14 protein-coding genes, 7 tRNA genes, 1 rRNA gene, 1 pseudogene and 1 riboswitch are annotated in these 15,895 nt (G+C 51.5%); of the genes and pseudogenes, 20 read left to right on the forward strand and 3 right to left on the reverse strand.

Going from position 1 to position 15,895, the window contains the following annotated elements:
* Positions 1-231 precede the first annotated feature (231 nt).
* Together ACVX3G_RS11540 and ACVX3G_RS11545 are read left to right on the forward strand one after the other, a co-directional pair.
* Positions 232-1,449: a threonine synthase gene (locus ACVX3G_RS11540; RefSeq protein ID WP_020279619.1), complete on the forward strand. Its 1,218-nt coding sequence runs from the start codon at positions 232-234 to the stop codon at positions 1,447-1,449.
* Positions 1,450-1,534: 85 nt separating this feature from the next.
* Positions 1,535-1,667: riboswitch (FMN riboswitch) on the forward strand.
* Between the two features lie 156 nt (positions 1,668-1,823).
* Positions 1,824-2,408, forward strand: a complete 585-nt coding sequence (locus tag ACVX3G_RS11545; protein WP_011231252.1) for an ECF transporter S component — start codon at positions 1,824-1,826, stop codon at positions 2,406-2,408.
* A gap of 44 nt (positions 2,409-2,452) precedes the next feature.
* On the opposite strand, the gene ACVX3G_RS11550 is transcribed toward ACVX3G_RS11545, so the two are convergent.
* Positions 2,453-3,067: a sulfite oxidase-like oxidoreductase gene (locus ACVX3G_RS11550; protein ID WP_021322617.1), complete on the reverse strand. Its 615-nt coding sequence runs from the start codon at positions 3,065-3,067 to the stop codon at positions 2,453-2,455.
* 332 nt (positions 3,068-3,399) lie between these two features.
* Here ACVX3G_RS11550 and ACVX3G_RS11555 point away from each other — a divergent pair, with 332 nt between their 5' ends.
* The 5 genes and pseudogenes from ACVX3G_RS11555 to ACVX3G_RS11575 all read left to right on the forward strand — a co-directional run bounded on the left by ACVX3G_RS11555 (position 3,400) and on the right by ACVX3G_RS11575 (position 7,956).
* On the forward strand, positions 3,400-4,086 hold the full coding sequence (locus ACVX3G_RS11555) for a DUF969 domain-containing protein (protein ID WP_014195864.1): 687 nt from the start codon (positions 3,400-3,402) through the stop codon (positions 4,084-4,086).
* Complete coding sequence (locus ACVX3G_RS11560) at positions 4,087-5,049, forward strand: DUF979 domain-containing protein (protein ID WP_014195863.1); 963 nt, start codon at positions 4,087-4,089, stop codon at positions 5,047-5,049.
* Between the two features lie 29 nt (positions 5,050-5,078).
* Positions 5,079-5,726 (forward strand): pyroglutamyl-peptidase I, encoded by a 648-nt coding sequence (pcp, locus tag ACVX3G_RS11565; protein WP_429894050.1) that lies wholly within the window; start codon positions 5,079-5,081, stop codon positions 5,724-5,726.
* Between the two features lie 41 nt (positions 5,727-5,767).
* Positions 5,768-6,007 (forward strand): annotated as a pseudogene (locus ACVX3G_RS11570) (transporter, sodium/bile acid symporter family protein); the annotation flags it as partial.
* A gap of 278 nt (positions 6,008-6,285) precedes the next feature.
* A complete protein-coding gene (locus ACVX3G_RS11575) occupies positions 6,286-7,956 on the forward strand; it encodes a DUF6044 family protein (protein WP_021322620.1) in 1,671 nt (556 codons plus the stop codon).
* 44 nt (positions 7,957-8,000) lie between these two features.
* Here ACVX3G_RS11575 and ACVX3G_RS11580 read toward each other — a convergent pair whose 3' ends face one another.
* Positions 8,001-8,633, reverse strand: coding sequence for a DUF2238 domain-containing protein (locus ACVX3G_RS11580; RefSeq protein WP_020279622.1), 633 nt, complete (start codon positions 8,631-8,633; stop codon positions 8,001-8,003).
* A 307-nt stretch (positions 8,634-8,940) separates the two neighbouring features.
* Here ACVX3G_RS11580 and ACVX3G_RS11585 point away from each other — a divergent pair, with 307 nt between their 5' ends.
* The 9 genes from ACVX3G_RS11585 (at position 8,941) to ACVX3G_RS11625 (ending at position 10,691) form a co-directional block, all read left to right on the forward strand.
* Positions 8,941-9,030, forward strand: a complete 90-nt coding sequence (locus tag ACVX3G_RS11585; protein ID WP_021322622.1) for a putative holin-like toxin — start codon at positions 8,941-8,943, stop codon at positions 9,028-9,030.
* Positions 9,031-9,372: 342 nt separating this feature from the next.
* Positions 9,373-9,489: ribosomal RNA gene (gene rrf, locus ACVX3G_RS11590) — 5S ribosomal RNA — on the forward strand.
* Positions 9,490-9,498: 9 nt separating this feature from the next.
* Positions 9,499-9,573: transfer RNA gene (locus ACVX3G_RS11595), tRNA-Val, on the forward strand.
* Positions 9,574-9,577: 4 nt separating this feature from the next.
* A tRNA-Ala gene (locus ACVX3G_RS11600) sits at positions 9,578-9,649 on the forward strand.
* Between the two features lie 6 nt (positions 9,650-9,655).
* Positions 9,656-9,738 (forward strand) — tRNA-Leu (locus ACVX3G_RS11605).
* 17 nt (positions 9,739-9,755) lie between these two features.
* Positions 9,756-9,848, forward strand: a tRNA-Ser gene (locus ACVX3G_RS11610).
* Between the two features lie 586 nt (positions 9,849-10,434).
* Positions 10,435-10,507, forward strand: a tRNA-Thr gene (locus tag ACVX3G_RS11615).
* 10 nt (positions 10,508-10,517) lie between these two features.
* Positions 10,518-10,599, forward strand: a tRNA-Tyr gene (locus tag ACVX3G_RS11620).
* An 18-nt stretch (positions 10,600-10,617) separates the two neighbouring features.
* Positions 10,618-10,691, forward strand: a tRNA-Ile gene (locus ACVX3G_RS11625).
* A 229-nt stretch (positions 10,692-10,920) separates the two neighbouring features.
* Here ACVX3G_RS11625 and ACVX3G_RS11630 read toward each other — a convergent pair.
* Positions 10,921-11,769 (reverse strand): MBL fold metallo-hydrolase, encoded by an 849-nt coding sequence (locus tag ACVX3G_RS11630; RefSeq protein ID WP_011231248.1) that lies wholly within the window; start codon positions 11,767-11,769, stop codon positions 10,921-10,923.
* Positions 11,770-11,915: 146 nt separating this feature from the next.
* On the opposite strand from ACVX3G_RS11630, the gene ACVX3G_RS11635 reads away from it, so the two are divergent.
* The 4 genes from ACVX3G_RS11635 (at position 11,916) to ACVX3G_RS11650 (ending at position 15,810) form a co-directional block, all read left to right on the forward strand.
* On the forward strand, positions 11,916-12,215 hold the full coding sequence (locus ACVX3G_RS11635) for a phasin family protein (RefSeq protein WP_011231247.1): 300 nt from the start codon (positions 11,916-11,918) through the stop codon (positions 12,213-12,215).
* Positions 12,216-12,266: 51 nt separating this feature from the next.
* Complete coding sequence (locus ACVX3G_RS11640) at positions 12,267-13,943, forward strand: ABC1 kinase family protein (protein ID WP_014195854.1); 1,677 nt, start codon at positions 12,267-12,269, stop codon at positions 13,941-13,943.
* 365 nt (positions 13,944-14,308) lie between these two features.
* Positions 14,309-14,899, forward strand: a complete 591-nt coding sequence (locus tag ACVX3G_RS11645; protein WP_021322623.1) for a CBO0543 family protein — start codon at positions 14,309-14,311, stop codon at positions 14,897-14,899.
* Positions 14,900-15,390: 491 nt separating this feature from the next.
* The gene (locus ACVX3G_RS11650; protein ID WP_031205874.1) at positions 15,391-15,810 is read left to right on the forward strand and encodes a CoA-binding protein; all 420 of its coding nucleotides are present in this window, start codon (positions 15,391-15,393) and stop codon (positions 15,808-15,810) included.
* The last annotated feature ends 85 nt before the right edge of the window (positions 15,811-15,895 follow it).

A 15,895-nucleotide genomic window follows, 5' to 3' on the forward strand; every position in this document is an offset into this window, starting at 1 on the left:
CGTTTTATTTTACCATATGCGGCTTCAAACGGTAAAAAAGAGGGGACCATTTCCTACTTGGCGCTATGATGCCCCAAAGTTGGCGTACTGGCGTACGGACGCTGCCATTACAGGCGCCGGCGGCAGAGGACGGTTATGGTATAATGAAAAGGCCAGTGTCTCGTCAGAAACGCGAAAGTAGGTGCTTTCTGCCTCGTGCGGATGAAACAAATGGAAAGGAGAAGCCAAACCATGTCATTCAGCTACGTGTCTCATCTGTATTGTCCGAAGTGTGAACGTACATACGATGTCGACCAAATCCATCAACTTTGCGAATGCGGTTCGCCGCTTCTTGTCGCTTACGACTTGGAGGCGATGCGCCAAAAAGTCAAGAGGGATGTGCTGAGGGAACGTGAAGCGAATTTATGGCGTTATCATGAGTTGCTGCCGGTAAAGCATCCTGAACATATCGTGTCGCTCGGCGAAGGGATGACGCCGCTTGTGCCGATGCCGCGCTTAGGACGGGAAATCGGCATTGAAGCGCTCTACATGAAAGACGAAGGGGTTATTCCAACAGGGACGTTTAAAGCCCGCGGCGCGGCGGTTGGGATTTCTAAAGCAAAGGAATTGGGCGTCAAACAGCTCGCGATGCCGACAAACGGCAACGCGGGAGCGGCGTGGTCGCTATACGCGGCGCGGGCGGGCATTCAGGCGACAGTCGTCATGCCGGTTGAGGCGCCGGAACTGACGCGAAAGGAATGCGCCATCGCTGGGGCGGAATTGTATTTCGTCAACGGCCTCATTAGCGATGCCGGGCAAATCGTCGCCAAAGCGATCCGCGAATACGGCTGGTACGATGCGTCGACGTTGAAAGAACCGTACCGGATTGAAGGGAAGAAAACGATGGGGCTGGAGATCGCCGAACAATTCTCGTGGCAGCTCCCGGATGTCATTTTGTATCCGACCGGCGGCGGCGTCGGGTTGATCGGCATTTACAAGGCGATCAAAGAACTGCAGGCGCTCGGCTGGGTGGACGGCCGCATGCCGCGGCTGGTCGCTGTGCAGGCCGAGCATTGCGCGCCGATCGTCAAGGCGTGGAAGGAGAAAAAACGTGAATCGGAGTTTTGGCCGAACGCCCATACAGTGGCGTTTGGCATCAATGTGCCGAAAGCGCTTGGCGACTTTCTTGTTCTTGAGGCGGTGTATGAGACGGACGGTTGCGCTATTGCCGTCAACGATGAAGCGATTTTGGCTGAACAGCGGACGGCAGCCGAACTCGAAGGGGCGTTCATTTGCCCGGAAGGAGCGGCGGCGTTTGCGGCGGCCCAAAAGCTGCGCGAGAGCGGTTGGATTCGTGATGGGGAGACGGTCGTCGTGCTCAACACGGGGACGGGATTGAAATACGCCGATTTGGTTCAAGTCGCCCCACCGGTGCTCGAACCGGAAGATTCGCTTCCGATGCGGGAATAATCAAGCCGCAAGCAAAAAATCGTAGACAAATCCAAAAAGGAATTGTATACTAAATTCATCGGAATAATGAAAAAACGGATAAGCGATTCATCTTCGGGGCAGGGTGAAATTCCCGACCGGCGGTGATGAGGCGCTTGGCCTCTCAGCCCGCGAGCCGCAAGGCAGGATCCGGTGCGAGTCCGGAGCCGACAGTATAGTCTGGATGGGAGAAGATGAAGGTTTGCCGGCGTTCGTTTTGGCGCATGCGAACGTCTAGTTGCGCACACCCTTTTTCTCCCTTAAGCCTCGTTCGGTTTAAGGGAGTTTTTGTTGGCGCTCGCGGCGGCAGCCTTCTTCTTGTGAGGATGAATCACGAGAAGGGGAGGAGAACAAACATGAAACGCATTTCCATCCGCGCCTTTGTCGGCATCGGAGTGTTGGGCGCCATGGCGCATGTGCTCATGATGCTCAACTTTCCGCTGCCGCCGTTTCCGAACTTTTTGCTTGTCGACTTCAGCGACATCCCGGCGCTTGTCGCCGCGCTGTTGTACGGCCCGCTCGCCGGCGTGGCGGTCGAACTCTTGAAAAACGTGTTGAACTATGTTTTTGTCGGCAGTGCGACCGGCGTTCCGATCGGCCAAATCGCCAACTTTACCGCTGGGGCGGCGTTTATTTTGCCGGTTTCCTATATTTATGGGAAAGCCGCATCGAAAAAAGGCTTGCTGCTGGGGTTGGCGGCGGGAACAGTGACAATGGCGCTCGTCATGAGCGTGCTCAACTACTACGTCTTTATGCCGGCGTACACCCTTTTCCTTGGCGCTCCGCAGATGAGCGCGCCGGAAGCGAAGGCGTTGGTGGTATCGGCGATTTTGCCGTTTAACGCCGTCAAAGGAGCGATGGCGGCCATCGTATTTCAGCTTCTCTTTTGGCGTCTTCGTGCTTGGCTTGAGAAACAAGCGGCATCCCGCCAAGCCGCTTGATGATCAAAAAGCGAGGGATTTCCGACCCCTCGCTTTTTGCTTTGTCAAAAGCGAATCCGCGGCACCCACTCGGCAAACCGCTCCTCTTTAAACGGATTGGCGGTCATCGAATAGCCGCGCTCCTCCCAATAGCCCGGCTCATCTTCCTTCATAAAGCGGATGCCCGACGCCCATTTCGCCCCTTTCCATAAGTAAAACGTCGCTGGCGGGATGAACCGGAGCGGATAGCCGTGCTTCGGCGAGATGTCCTGCCAGTCGTGATGCTTGTCTTTCCATCGATAGACAAACAAGGCATCGTCGCCCATGAGCGCCTCAAGCGGCAAGTTCGCCGAATAACCGAACCGGTCGCCGTTTAAATATCCGTAAATTTTCACGTATTTCACATCAGGATCTAGCTCCACAAAGCGCAAAAACTCGCGGAAGGCGATGCCTTCAAACGTCGTGTCGAATTTTGACCATGTTGTGACACAATGCATATCGATGGTTGAAACCGTCTTCGGCAGCTGCATCACTTCTTGATACGACAGCGAAACTTCCTCTTTCACATCGCCGAACAATCGGAAATTCCACGTCGCTTCATCGAATTCGTACACATCGCCCTCATGCAAAATCGGCCATTTTTCCGTTTCGAATTGGCCGGGAGGGAGTTGTTTGGTCATGGTTGGCACCTCCTTTTTCTGCTAAATTTCTCTTAATTATTCATGATACAAAATAGGGGCAAGGGATGCAACGAAGAGGGGGCTTGATGTATCATGACGGGTTCGGTCAAGTTGATGTTTTATTTTGTAAAGTAAATTTTCGGTAAGTATTTATTGATTTTTAATTTTTCCCAATTATATAATGATAATAACAAATTTGAAACTATTGTTCCGAAATGTGGAACGACAGATGGAGGAGAGGGGGATGCCGACTAAGAAATAGAGTGGGGTGAACGACGTAACGATTTGTATTAACATTTGCCGTAAAATGTGCTGGAGAGGAGAAGAGAAACATGGTGCTCATTGGAGTGTTGATCGTCATCATCGGCTTCATTGTTCGCATTAATCCACTTCTTGTCGTGACAGCGGCTGGATTGGCGACAGGATTGCTCGCCCATCAATCGCTGTATGACATTATTGAACAATTTGGAACAGCGTTTACGACCAACCGGTATATGGCGGTGTTCATCGCCACATTGCCCGTCATCGGCATTTTGGAACGTTTTGGATTGCGTGAACAGGCAGAAAGTGTCGTGGCGAAAATCAAAGCCGCGACAACAGGACGAATCTTGACCGCTTATTTGATCATCCGGGAAGCGGCTGCAGCGGCTGGGCTTACTTCCATCGGCGGCCATGCTCAAATGGTTCGTCCGCTCGTCGCTCCTATGGCAGAAGGAGCGGCGGAAGCGAAATACGGAAAACTGCCGGATCATGTCCGGGATGACATTCGCGCTCATTCCGCAGCGGTGGACAATATCGGGTTGTTTTTTGGCGAGGATGTGTTCATCGCCATCGGAGCGATTTTGTTGATGAAAGGATTTTTTGATCAAAACGGCATTCCTTCTGATCCGCTGCATATGGCGTTATGGGCGATCCCAACGGCCGTGGCCGCGCTGATCGTTCACAGCATCCGCCTGCATCGGCTGGACCGCTCGCTTCACAAGCTCTTTCATCGGGAGAATGGAAAGGGGAGAGAGTGAATGTGGTTGTCCATTGAAGCGGTGTACATATTTTTAGGCATTGTGGTTGTGTTGGGAAGCTTGTGGACCTTTGCCGATCGTCAAAACCCGAAGCGCTTCACATCAGGGTTGTTTTATTTCCTTTATGGTGTGACACTGCTGTTCGGCAGCATCATTCCCCCGTTTTACACCGGAGTGCTTGTGCTTATCATGGTGGCCATTGTCGGAACCGGGGGATTGAAGCTCGGAAGCTACCAAGAGGCGACGCCGGAAGAGAGAAGACAACATCGCGATCGATTGAAACATCGCCTGTTCATTCCGGCCTTGTTGATTCCGGTTTTGACTGTCATCGGTGTGACATGGCTGAAAAATGTCAAGGTTGGAAACGCTTTTCTTTTCGATCCGAAAAACGTGACTCTTGTGTCTCTCGGGCTAGCGACGTTCGTTGCTTTGCTCGTCAGCATGGCGATGACTCGGACCACTCCGTTTATGGCAGTTAAAGAATCGCGCAGGCTGCTTGAATCAATCGGCTGGGCCGCCCTCTTGCCGCAGATGCTGGCAACGCTAGGGACGATTTTTACGACTGCTGGGGTAGGCACCGCTGTGTCCAATTTGGTAGGAAACATCATTCCGACTCATTCATTGTTTTGGATTGTGGTGGCCTATTGTATTGGCATGGCTTTGTTTACGATGATCATGGGCAATGCTTTTGCCGCGTTTCCGGTCATGACAGCGGGGATCGCTGTTCCACTGCTGATCAAACAATTTGGCGTCGATGCGAATCATGTGGCCGCCCTCGGGATGTTTTCCGGCTACTGCGGCACCTTGATGACGCCGATGGCGGCGAATTTCAACATCGTGCCCGCCGCCTTGCTTGATTTGAAAGACAAAAACCACGTGATTCGCGTGCAAGTGCCGACAGCGTTGATTCTGTTGGCGTTCAACATCGCTGCAATGTATGTGGTCACTCTCATGGATTTATAATCCGATAACGGGAAAGGACTGAAGATACGATGAAAAAAGTGCTCGTGACCGGATTTGATCCGTTTGGAGGAGAAACGGTGAATCCATCGCTGGAGGCGGCCAAGCAAGCAGCCGGATGGAAAAACGATCGGTATATCGTTGAAGTTCGGGAGATTCCAACCGTATTTGGCCAATCATTAGAAATCTTGCATGATGCAATGAAGCAAGTGGATCCCGATATTGTGATTTGCGTCGGACAGGCGGGAGGGAGAGCCGATATTTCCGTTGAAAGGATAGCGGTGAACATCAATGATGCCCGCATTCCCGACAACAAAGGTCATCAGCCGATTGACGAACCCGTTGTTCCAGGCGGGCCTGTTGGCTATTGGTCAACTTTGCCGGTCAAAGCGATTGTCCATGAGTTGAGGCGTCACGGCATACCAGCCTCTGTCTCTTATACAGCGGGAACGTTTGTCTGCAACCATGTGTTTTACGGATTGATGCATTATATTGCCCAAGTGAAGATGCCCATTCGGGCCGGATTTATCCATATTCCGTATCTGCCGGAACAAGCAGCCCGGCATCCAGGACAGCCTAGCATGGCGTTAGAAACGATTGTGAAAGGACTGCGGATTGCCATTGACGTGACGGTCGAACGTGAAGAAGATATCCAAGCGGTTGGCGGGCAAATTTGTTAAGGGGGATTCGTCCAGTTGCCTTTGACTTCAGCCTGCCCCTTCTGCTCGGCATGGATTTGGCTAAACAAAAAGCGGTCGCCATGGAGGTAGGAATGCAAAACTCCGGATTGAGCGTGGCAATTGCCACAGCGAATTTTTCACCCTTGGCGGCTGTTCCAAGTGCGATTTTCAGCGTGTGGCACAACAATATATATATATCCGAAGCGATCCTCGCGGCGATTTTCAGCCGGAGGGAAGAGAAGGACCATCTGATAGGATTAAAGGAAAAGTCAAGGGTGTAGAAGCAGGTGTAAACAGCGGTTTTGTAAGAGAGAGGCCGCTGTTTTCTATTGTGTATTGTAGTGGGGAAGCTATCTACCATAAGTTGTCCTTAATATTTTAAGATAGGTGTGCATAGAGAAAATAGAAGGGGCAAAAAATGCGAATGAAGAGGAGACTGAGAAGAACGCGCAGCCCCCCTTTTCATAAATCACCACCCTCTTCGACCGTCCTTAGGAATAATTTTCTCCTAATTGCACATCGTATCCAATAGAAACTTGGAAATAGGAGCGTCATGCCGATGGACGTACAAAGCGAGCGGCGATTTTTCCTTTTGGCGCTTGGCGTCATCGCCCTTTACGTGTCCCCGCTCTTTCTCCTTGGCGAAAACGCCCATATTCGCGTCCACGATAATTTGGATTCCAATATCGCTTGGTATAAGGTGCTCTCCGAAAGCGGAAAAATCACCGGGCCGCTTGACGCGAAGATTCCGCAAATCGCCAACGGCAAGTTGTCAAGAAATGCCCTCGGTTCGGAGTTGACCGGCATCGTCTGGCTGCACGCGTTATTTCCCACGATGACTGCTTATGCGCTCAGCCAAACGATCACAAGGGTGGTGGTATTTGTCGGCATGTATTTGTTGTTGAAAACGCATTTCCTGCCCGAGCCGCGTTGGATGGCTGTTCGCATCGGCGTGGCGCTCGCATTTGCGCTGACGCTGTTTTGGCCGTCGGGGATGTTAAGCACGCTCGGCATGCCGCTTGCGCTCTGGGCGTTTTTGAGCATCCGGAAAGGCGAGGGGGAGTGGAAACATTACGTCGCGCTCACGCTTCTCCCGTTTTATTCCAGCTTTGTGCTCGGGTTCTTTTTCTTTCTTGCCGCCATGGGCACTCTTTGGCTTTTGGATGTGCTGCGCGGGAAGGGGTGGAACATCCGCTTTTTGACTTCCATCGCTTACATGACGCTGTTGTATTTGCTTGTCGAGTACCGGCTTGTGTACTCGTTTTTATGGGAAGACGAGCCGACAAGCCGGGATGAGTACTTCCATGCCCGGTTGTCGTTTTGGCATTGCGTCCGCTTGACGTGGAAAAACTTTATCCTCGGCCACCATCACGTCATGACCGAGCATACCTTTTTTATTTTGCCGGCCTGGTTGATGGCCTTGTATCTCGTTTTCATGAAAAAACGATGGAAGCAAGAACGGTTATTTCTTTTCCTATTCGGACTGAATTTCGCCCTGTCGGCGTGGTACGCCTTTTGGTTTTATAAAGGGTGGCTGCCGCTTACCGAGCGGTTTCATTTTTTGGACACGTTTAACTTTGCCCGCTTTCATTTTTTGCGCCCGCTTGTCATTTATGTGCAGTTTGCGCTAGCGCTGAAAATCGTATGGCAATACAGCGAAAAAGGAGAAAAGTGGGCGAAGCGGCTGCTAGCGGCCCAAGTGATCTTGGTGTTTTTGATTAACGAAGAAATCGTCTTCCGCTACGAGCCGACGGTGAAGCAATTTTACGCGGAAAAACAGTTCCAAGAAATCAAGCAATACATCGGGCTCCCGGTGTCCGACTACCGCGTCGTCAGCATCGGCATTCACCCCGCCATCGCCCAATACAACGGGTTTTACACGCTCGATACGTACAACAACTTTTATCCGCTGTCATACAAATACGAGTTCCGCAAAATCATTGAACGTGAACTGGAAAAAAGCAAAACGATCCGCACATATTTTGACGAATGGGGCGGGCGTTGCTATATTTTTACAGCAGAACTTGGAAAACGGTATATGTTTACAAAACAGTCGAAAAAACGGCTGAAGAACTTGCAGCTGAATACAGAACAGTTGAAAAAAATGGGCGGCCGCTATATTTTCTCGGCGGTTCCGATTGACAATGCGGCGGAAAATGGACTCGTGTTGGACCGTGTATTCACGTCCGATGAGTCGGCGTGGACGATTTATTTGTATAAGGTGAATTGAAAACAGCGGCTTCTCTTGAAAAGAGAAGCCGCTGTTTTACGAGCCTAGCTACGGGGCTGATCCAACCGCGCAAGTTGCCGGTCGTGCCACCTTGAGAGCAGCCATAGGGCAATCAGTGTCCCAATCAATGTGCATACCATATCCCATTGGGTGTCCCAAATATCGCCTTGTGTGCCCAAAAAGTCTTTCGATGCCTTTCCTCCTTTGGAGATGATGGAGACGAGCCATTCGATGATTTCATACAGGGCGGCGATGGCGAGCGACATGCTTGTGACGATCGTGAAAAGCCAAGGGCCGCGCGACAGCGGCGTTTTCCGCAGCGCAATCTCCCTTAGGACGAGGGCGAACGTCCCTTTGAGGAAATGGCCAAACCGGTCGTAATGGTTGCGTTCGAAATGGAACGCATCTTTGATCCAGTTAAAAAAAGGAACTTTGGAGTAAATATAATGGCCGCCGATCAACATGAGGACCGCCAGCATGGCGATGATGACATACGACATCGTTGTCAGCCGGAAACGTTGATACAGGGCCATCACGATCACAAGCCCCACAAGCGCTGGGGCGACCTCAAGCGCCCACACCGCATAGCTGGTTGGACGAATGGCCGACCAAACGAACACAGCAGCGACGATCAGCAACAACAGCCCATGAATGCGGGTTTGCCTTGCTTGTTCCACCTTTTTTTCTCCTTGGAACAGCGAGATTCGTCTATGATCATTATTCGGAAAAACGCGGATTTTATGCGCTTGATGAAAACGTCGGAGTTTCAGCGGGCTATAAGAACCAGAGAGGAAGGGGCCGTGAAGATGCGGCGCGAAGTAACAGGCAAGGTGGGGGGATACCTCGGGTAGGGAAACATTCCTAATTTTCAACGAGGACGCGAATGTATATTCGCATTTGTTTGATTTGATGGTATAATGAAACATGCACAGCCATATGCAGGGTGGGCAGTGGCCACTCCCTGAACGAAAGGGGGTGGTGCTGATGATGTCGATTGCCGACGCGCTGACGCTTATGATTGCGTTTGCGTCACTCATCGTCGCGGTGATCGCCGTATCCAAAGACAAAAAGTAACCCACCCTGCTAGGCCGAGGCGAGGGTAGGTTACGATGCCCGAGGCTTGGGCCACTGCGCTTCTTGCAGCGGCTGTGTATGGACAGGGCATTGGTGGCCGCCAATGCCCTGCTTTATTGTACGTTCCTTCTTCTTTATTATACGCGTATAAAGAAGGGGATGACAAGAACTTTAGAGAAAGGGACAGTGAAGATCGAAAAAAATGAAAAAGAGGGTTGACTCTTTCATTTTTTTATAGTAAATTTTACATTGTCGTTCCGATTCTGAAGGAACTGAAATATAAAGATACAAAAAAACTTGACAAACTTTTGGATTGCTTTATAATAGAAATCGTCGCCATTGCCTAGTGGTGATAGCGGAGGGGAAACACCCGTTCCCATCCCGAACACGGAAGTTAAGCCCTCCAGCGCCGATGGTAGTTGGGGCCAGCGCCCCTGCAAGAGTAGGTCGCTGCTAGGCAAACAACGTGGAGTATTAGCTCAGCGGGAGAGCACCACGTTGACAGCGTGGGGGTCACTGGTTCGATCCCAGTATACTCCACCATCATGGGGCGTTAGTTCAGGGGGAGAACGCTTCGCTGGCAGCGAAGAGGTCAGGGGTTCAAATCCCCTACGCTCCATTGTATGCGGTCGTGGCGGAATGGCAGACGCGCTAGGTTGAGGGCCTAGTGGGGGCAACCCCGTGGAGGTTCAAGTCCTCTCGACCGCATCGCTCCAAACAGCTATGGAGGAGTACCCAAGTCTGGCTGAAGGGGTCGGTTTCGAAAACCGATAGGGGTGTCACAGCCCGCGGGGGTTCGAATCCCTCCTCCTCCGCCATAAATATTGACTTAGCTCAATTGGTAGAGACGAGCACCTGCTTCGTCGAGTCGGCTTCGAGTTGCCTCGACGCATCCTGCTTCCTCGAAACAGCTTGTAGAGGAAGAGGCACAGAGCACAACAATGAGCCACCTTCTTGCATTTATTTTATGCCGACTTAGCTCAATTGGTAGAGACGAGCATCTGCATCGTCGAATTTGCTTCGAGTTGTCCCGACGCACCCAGCTTCTTCGAATTGGCTGGTAGAGGAAGGGACACAACAGAAACCAACGAATCACGGTCTATTTATATCGTGCCGACTTAGCTCAATTGGTAGAGACGAGCACCTGCTTCGTCGAGTCGGCTTCGAGTTGCCTCGACGCATCCTGCTTCCTCGAAACAGCTTGTAGAGGAAGAGGCACAGAGCACAACAATGAGCCACCTTCTTGCATTTATTTTATGCCGACTTAGCTCAATTGGTAGAGACGAGCATCTGCATCGTCGAATTTGCTTCGAGTTGTCCCGACGCACCCAGCTTCTTCGAATTGGCTGGTAGAGAAAGGGACACAACAAATGAACAATGAGCCACGATTTATATCATAATTATGCCGACTTAGCTCAATTGGTAGAGCAACTGAATCGTAATCAGTAGGTTGCGGGTTCGAGTCCTGCAGTCGGCATCACGATTACGGAGGGGTAGCGAAGTGGCTAAACGCGGCGGACTGTAAATCCGCTCCCTTTGGGTTCGGCGGTTCGAATCCGTCCCCCTCCATTTTTATTTCTTATAAGCGGGCCTATAGCTCAGCTGGTTAGAGCGCACGCCTGATAAGCGTGAGGTCGGTGGTTCAAGTCCACTTAGGCCCATCACTTATGATGGACGACAAGAATGATTCTTGTCGTCTTTTTTGCGTTGTCGCTAAAGGCATAATGTGCTCTACCATCTCCATGGAGAATCCTCTGACTTTCACATGTCAACGAAAGGGTGCCCCCGTTCAGACACCCTCCCTTGGTTTTTACTTGAAAGTGGTTTTAGCAGAGAAACTTCCGCTTCAAACAAAACTAGAAGCCGTTCACGGAACGATAGTCCGTTTGCCTAATGGACGTACTTCCCATAATCAGGGGTAGCGATACGGTCAAAATCACGGGCGAGTTTTGTCAACCCTTCACGCAGCTCTTTGCCGGCGACAGGAGCACCGTGTCCGGTGATGGCGACTGACGGAAAGAGTGCGGCTAACTTGCGCACCGACTCGCGGGCGGCGCGCCAATCGATGGTATAATAGCGCGGCGGGCCGCTGATTTCGATTTGTTGGGTCAACACTTTATACAGTGAATCTTGGCGGACGGTGACGAACGCGTCGCCGGCGATTAAAGCGGCGTCGCGCGGCCGAAATAACGAAATGTGGCCTGGCGTGTGCCCCGGTGTGTGGATCCAGCGAAATTCCGGCAAGTGCGGAACGGTGCCGTCCGCAGGGAGCGGCTGGACGCGGTTGCCTAATTGAATCGGCTCGTTCGGAAAAAACGGCGAGATTTTGGCGATGAAGCCGCCCTCGACGGAAGCGTCAGGTTCAGGATAGCTCGCCTTTCCAGTCAAATACGGCAGTTCAGCCGGATGGGCATACACCGGGACATTCCAATGCTTGACAAGCTCAACAATCGCTCCAACGTGGTCAAAATGGCCGTGGGTTAAAACAATGGCTTGCGGGCGGCTGCCGCTGCCAAAGCGGTCTTCCACGACTGAAACAATGTCATCGGCTGATCCCGGCATGCCAGCGTCGACCAATACAAACGCGTGGTCGTCCGGGCGGCCGACAAGACAAATGTTCACGATTTGGATCGTATGGCAGTACAAATCGGGCAGCACGCTGACGCCGAGGCCGCTTGCTGCCGATGTCGCGTGAATAAAATGATAGTCTTCTCCGTAATGCAATGGTTCGTCGGCCATCAAACCCCTCCTTTGAATCGTTGTCCAACGATAGCATGCCGCATCGACCTGTCTCCTATACAAAAGAGCTGCCGTCTAGCTCGACATGGATCGCCAAAGAATGGTACAATAAGGAAAACACAATGGCACAAGGAGGCTACAAACGAATGAGCATTTTGAAGAAAGGATTGGCATTCGGGCTGGGATTGGCGATTGCAAGCAAAGAACAAGTGGAAAAAATCATTGACGAGTTAGTCAAAAAAGGGGAATTGTCGCTTGACGAATCGAAGGAAGTGATCGATCAATGGAAACAGCAGACCGAAGCGCGGAAAACGGAAGTGCAGCGGCTTGTACGCGAGCAAATCAAGCAGGTGATCGATAAACTCGACTTGGCGACGAAAGAAGACGTGCGGCAGCTCGAGGAGCGAATCCGCCGTCTTGAAGAAAAGGAACAAAGCGGGCAGTAAACCGATGCGGCCTGTCCGCTCGCTTTTTGCCGCCTTAGGAGAGATGTCTCGATGATCGGAAAACGGATGCGCCATATCGGAAGGTATCACGAAATCGCCGCCTCCTTGCTTCGGCACGGATTCGGGATGATCGTCGATGAGCTCGGCTTTTCGTCGTTTCTTTCGTTGCCGCCGCGATGGAGAGCGGAGCAAGGGAAAAAGGAAGGAAAAACGGTTGGGGAGCGGCTCCGCCTTGTGCTCGAGGAGCTCGGCCCGACGTTCGTGAAGCTCGGGCAAATTGCTAGCACACGGCCGGATTTGATTCCCGCTCCGATCATCAGTGAGCTCGAAAAGCTGCAAGACCAAGTTCCGCCGTTTCCGTTTGCCGATGTCCGCCGGATTGTCGAAGCGGAGTTTGGAAGTTCGCTGGAAACACTCTTTCGTTCATTTGAGGAAATGCCGCTCGCTGCCGCTTCGCTTGGACAAGTGCACCGGGCGGTTCTTCCTTCCGGACAGGCCGTGGCGGTGAAAGTGCAGCGCCCGCACATCGCTGCGCGGGTGGAGACGGATCTGGAAATTTTGCAAGATTTGGCCGTGCTGGCGGAACGCCGTCTCGATTGGGCGGCAACCTACCAATTGTCTGAGATCATCGATGAATTGGTGCGCTCATTGCGGCAGGAGCTGGATTATACAGTCGAGGCGCGCCATGCGGAACGGTTTGCACGGCAGTTTACCGGCGATTCGTCGGTGTATGTCCCGAGGGTGTTTTGGGATTATACGACGAAAACAGTGCTCACGATGGAATATGTCGAAGGGATCAAACTCGGGGAGATCGAGCGGTTGAAAGCGAACGGCCACTCCTTAAAAACGATCGCCGAGCGTTTGGCTGAAGCAACCTTTAAACAAATGTTTGAGCATGGATTTTTTCATGGCGACCCTCATCCTGGCAATGTATTTGTTCTTGACGATGGAACGCTTTCCTTCATTGACTTTGGCTTGATGGGCCGCCTTCGACCTCATGTCAAACATCATCTTTCTTCACTCATCATCGCCTTAATGCGGCAAAACACGGATGGGGTGTTGGGTGCGATTTACGGTTTAGGAATTGTTCCTGACGGAGTCGATGAAGGAAAATTGCGCGATGATATTGACGAGTTGCGGGAGAAATACTACCGCGTCCCGCTCGGTGAGATCAGTCTTGGGGAAGCCGTCGAGGATTTGCTTTCGGTGGCATTTCGCCATGGCATTCGCATCCCAAGCGATTTGACGCTGTTAGGGAAAGCGCTGTTGACGGTCGAAGGGGTCGTGGAGACGCTTGATCCGCAGTTTCGCATCATGGATGTGGCCGAACCGTTTGGGAGAAAGCTGATGAAAGAGCGTCTTCGGCCTGACCGTGTAGCGGAAACGGCGTGGAAACGGATTTTCGACTACGGTGAATGGCTGCTTCGCTTGCCGGACAGCGTAAAGGAATGGACGAAAATGATGCGGCATGGCAAGCTTCGGCTGGAAATCACGGCGCCTGATTTGGAAACGCTGCTAAAGAAGCTCGATCAGATTACGAACCGGCTGTCGTTTAGCATCGTTCTTCTTTCGCTGAGCATCGTCCTTGCCGGGCTGATGATCGCTTCCTCGCTCGGGCGGCCGTCGACGCTGCTGTGGAAGATTCCTGCTGTTGAAATCGGATTAGGCGCGTCCGCTTTTCTGTTCGGTTGGCTGCTTTACTCGATTTTTCGTTCGGGAAAATTTTAGCGTTTGTTGCGCAATGATTTCTTTTTTCGGAGATTCTTGAAAGTTTGATGCAGTCCGATCCATGAAAGGGGCTGACCCAAAAGGCGATCTCTCCTCAAGAAAGACACAATATATAGTGTGACAGAGAAGCGGCTGGTGCTTATATATAGCGATGAGAGAGGGTGTCCCAGTCCTTTTGGGACACCCCCTTTTTTCATCAATAATAATAAATTTGCACGAAGCACATTTGTTAAGCCATGCTAGACAGCTTGATGGGGTGGAAAGCCGGTGAGGGCGCCGGAATAAATTCCACACTTTGGATTATACTAACAGTGCTGTCTGAGACAGCGTTTAGGGAGTGGGAAATGGGTTAGGGAGGATCGATGATGACGTTTTCTCTTCCTGTTGTTTGGACGGTGGAACTGGCAGCGGTCATGTTGAGTATAGCGGGAAGTTTTTGGATCGCCAAACGGCATATACGGAGATATGCGGTTTTGTATGCATTCAGTGCGGTGACAGGCATCGTTCTTTGCCTTGCGTTTGTCTATGCAGGCTTTTACTCCTTCCCTGTTAAGCTCGTTCCTTATACACCGATTCCGCTCGTTGAAATGGCAACCGTCATTCCGTTTTTCGTTTTGTTTGGAGTCAAGTACAGTCCGGAAAGCTGGGCATGGAAGTTGCCGTTTTACTTTGCGATGGTGCAGTTGATTATGTTGTTCGAGTTGGTTGCTCTTGTATCGCCGCTCCCTCTGATTGATTATAAGGAACAGTGGGATGTGTGGGATTCATACACCGCCTGGTGGCTGTATTTGCTTTTCTTTGAGTGGATGGGCGGAAAAATCGTCCCCCAAAAAGCGCGCTCCCCGCTTGCGGCTTCCTCTTTCCGCTACGGCCGGTGGGGATGGATGATCGTCCATGCGATTGCCATGACTACCGTTTTTTTAGCTGGAGTGTACGCCGGGTGGAACATAAAATAACTGGCAGCAGGCCATCCATGTTCGGACAGCCAGCAAACAGAATGTCTGGATGCGGACGAGAAAGCGGATCGATGCGTAGGCGATGAATATGATGTTCAAGTTTGCGTCTGTTGTGGCCGGCCTAGGGTGTGTGGGCGCTGTGCAAAAAAGATCGATGATTTTTTCCTTTTTCTATTGGCTGGGCAGGATTTTGATCTGGCTGGAGCGAAACTATATAGATGCAACGAAATCGTTTCACATATCCTTGACGGAAAAGTGGCTCATCCATTTTTGACTGTCGAAGGCAAGCCATAGGCTTGCCTCCGTCACGCTAAGGCGTGACGGAAGACCGAACAACGACTCGCTTAAAGACCCATTCATGGGTCTTTAAGCGGTGTTGTTCGGTCACTCGACAGTCGGATGAAATGATCGGTAAAAACGAAAAATGTTAAAGCTTTAAATTGCATCTATATAGTACAGCAAAAAGGAGAATAAAGGAGGGAGAGACCTCGATGTCCATTGTCAACCCAAGCCGGGAAGAAATCGGTGAAATTTTGCGCAAGGCGAAACGGATTGCCGTCGTTGGGTTGTCCAACAATCCGGAGCGCGAGTCGTATATGGTGGCGAAAGCGATGAAAGACGCTGGATACGAAATCATTCCGGTCAATCCGATGATCGATGAGTGGGAAGGCATTCCGGCGGTTGATCAACTAACCGATATCGAAGGCCATGTCGACATCGTCGATGTGTTCCGCCGCTCTGAGCATTTGCCCGAGCTGGCCCGCGAGTTTGTGCAAATCGATGCGGACGTATTTTGGGCGCAGCTTGGCGTCGTCAATGAAGAAGCATACGCGTTTTTAAAGGAAAAAGGCTATACGGTGATTATGGATCGCTGCATTAAAGTAGAACACGCGCTCACGAAACGCCCGTAACAGGCGAAGCGCGCCATTGACGAAACGGCCATCTTCTCTAAGATGGTCCTTTCGTTTTTCAGGCGCCGTTGTCCGATTTTGTCAA

The organism is Geobacillus sp. PLS 41 (assembly GCF_056494105.1).

Excerpts from the sequence above, each read along its gene's own strand:
- ACVX3G_RS11560 (WP_014195863.1), top strand. The coding sequence starts at position 4,087 with ATGTGGTTGTCCATTGAAGCGGTGTACATATTTTTAGGCATTGTGGTT.
- ACVX3G_RS11650 (WP_031205874.1), top strand. The coding sequence starts at position 15,391 with ATGTCCATTGTCAACCCAAGCCGGGAAGAAATCGGTGAAATTTTGCGC.
- ACVX3G_RS11555 (WP_014195864.1), top strand. The coding sequence starts at position 3,400 with ATGGTGCTCATTGGAGTGTTGATCGTCATCATCGGCTTCATTGTTCGC.
- ACVX3G_RS11540 (WP_020279619.1), top strand. The coding sequence starts at position 232 with ATGTCATTCAGCTACGTGTCTCATCTGTATTGTCCGAAGTGTGAACGT.
- ACVX3G_RS11550 (WP_021322617.1), bottom strand. The coding sequence starts at position 3,067 with ATGACCAAACAACTCCCTCCCGGCCAATTCGAAACGGAAAAATGGCCG.
- pcp (WP_429894050.1), top strand. The coding sequence starts at position 5,079 with ATGAAAAAAGTGCTCGTGACCGGATTTGATCCGTTTGGAGGAGAAACG.
- ACVX3G_RS11640 (WP_014195854.1), top strand. The coding sequence starts at position 12,267 with ATGATCGGAAAACGGATGCGCCATATCGGAAGGTATCACGAAATCGCC.
- ACVX3G_RS11645 (WP_021322623.1), top strand. The coding sequence starts at position 14,309 with ATGACGTTTTCTCTTCCTGTTGTTTGGACGGTGGAACTGGCAGCGGTC.
- ACVX3G_RS11575 (WP_021322620.1), top strand. The coding sequence starts at position 6,286 with ATGGACGTACAAAGCGAGCGGCGATTTTTCCTTTTGGCGCTTGGCGTC.
- ACVX3G_RS11630 (WP_011231248.1), bottom strand. The coding sequence starts at position 11,769 with ATGGCCGACGAACCATTGCATTACGGAGAAGACTATCATTTTATTCAC.
- ACVX3G_RS11545 (WP_011231252.1), top strand. The coding sequence starts at position 1,824 with ATGAAACGCATTTCCATCCGCGCCTTTGTCGGCATCGGAGTGTTGGGC.
- ACVX3G_RS11585 (WP_021322622.1), top strand. The coding sequence starts at position 8,941 with ATGATGTCGATTGCCGACGCGCTGACGCTTATGATTGCGTTTGCGTCA.
- ACVX3G_RS11635 (WP_011231247.1), top strand. The coding sequence starts at position 11,916 with ATGAGCATTTTGAAGAAAGGATTGGCATTCGGGCTGGGATTGGCGATT.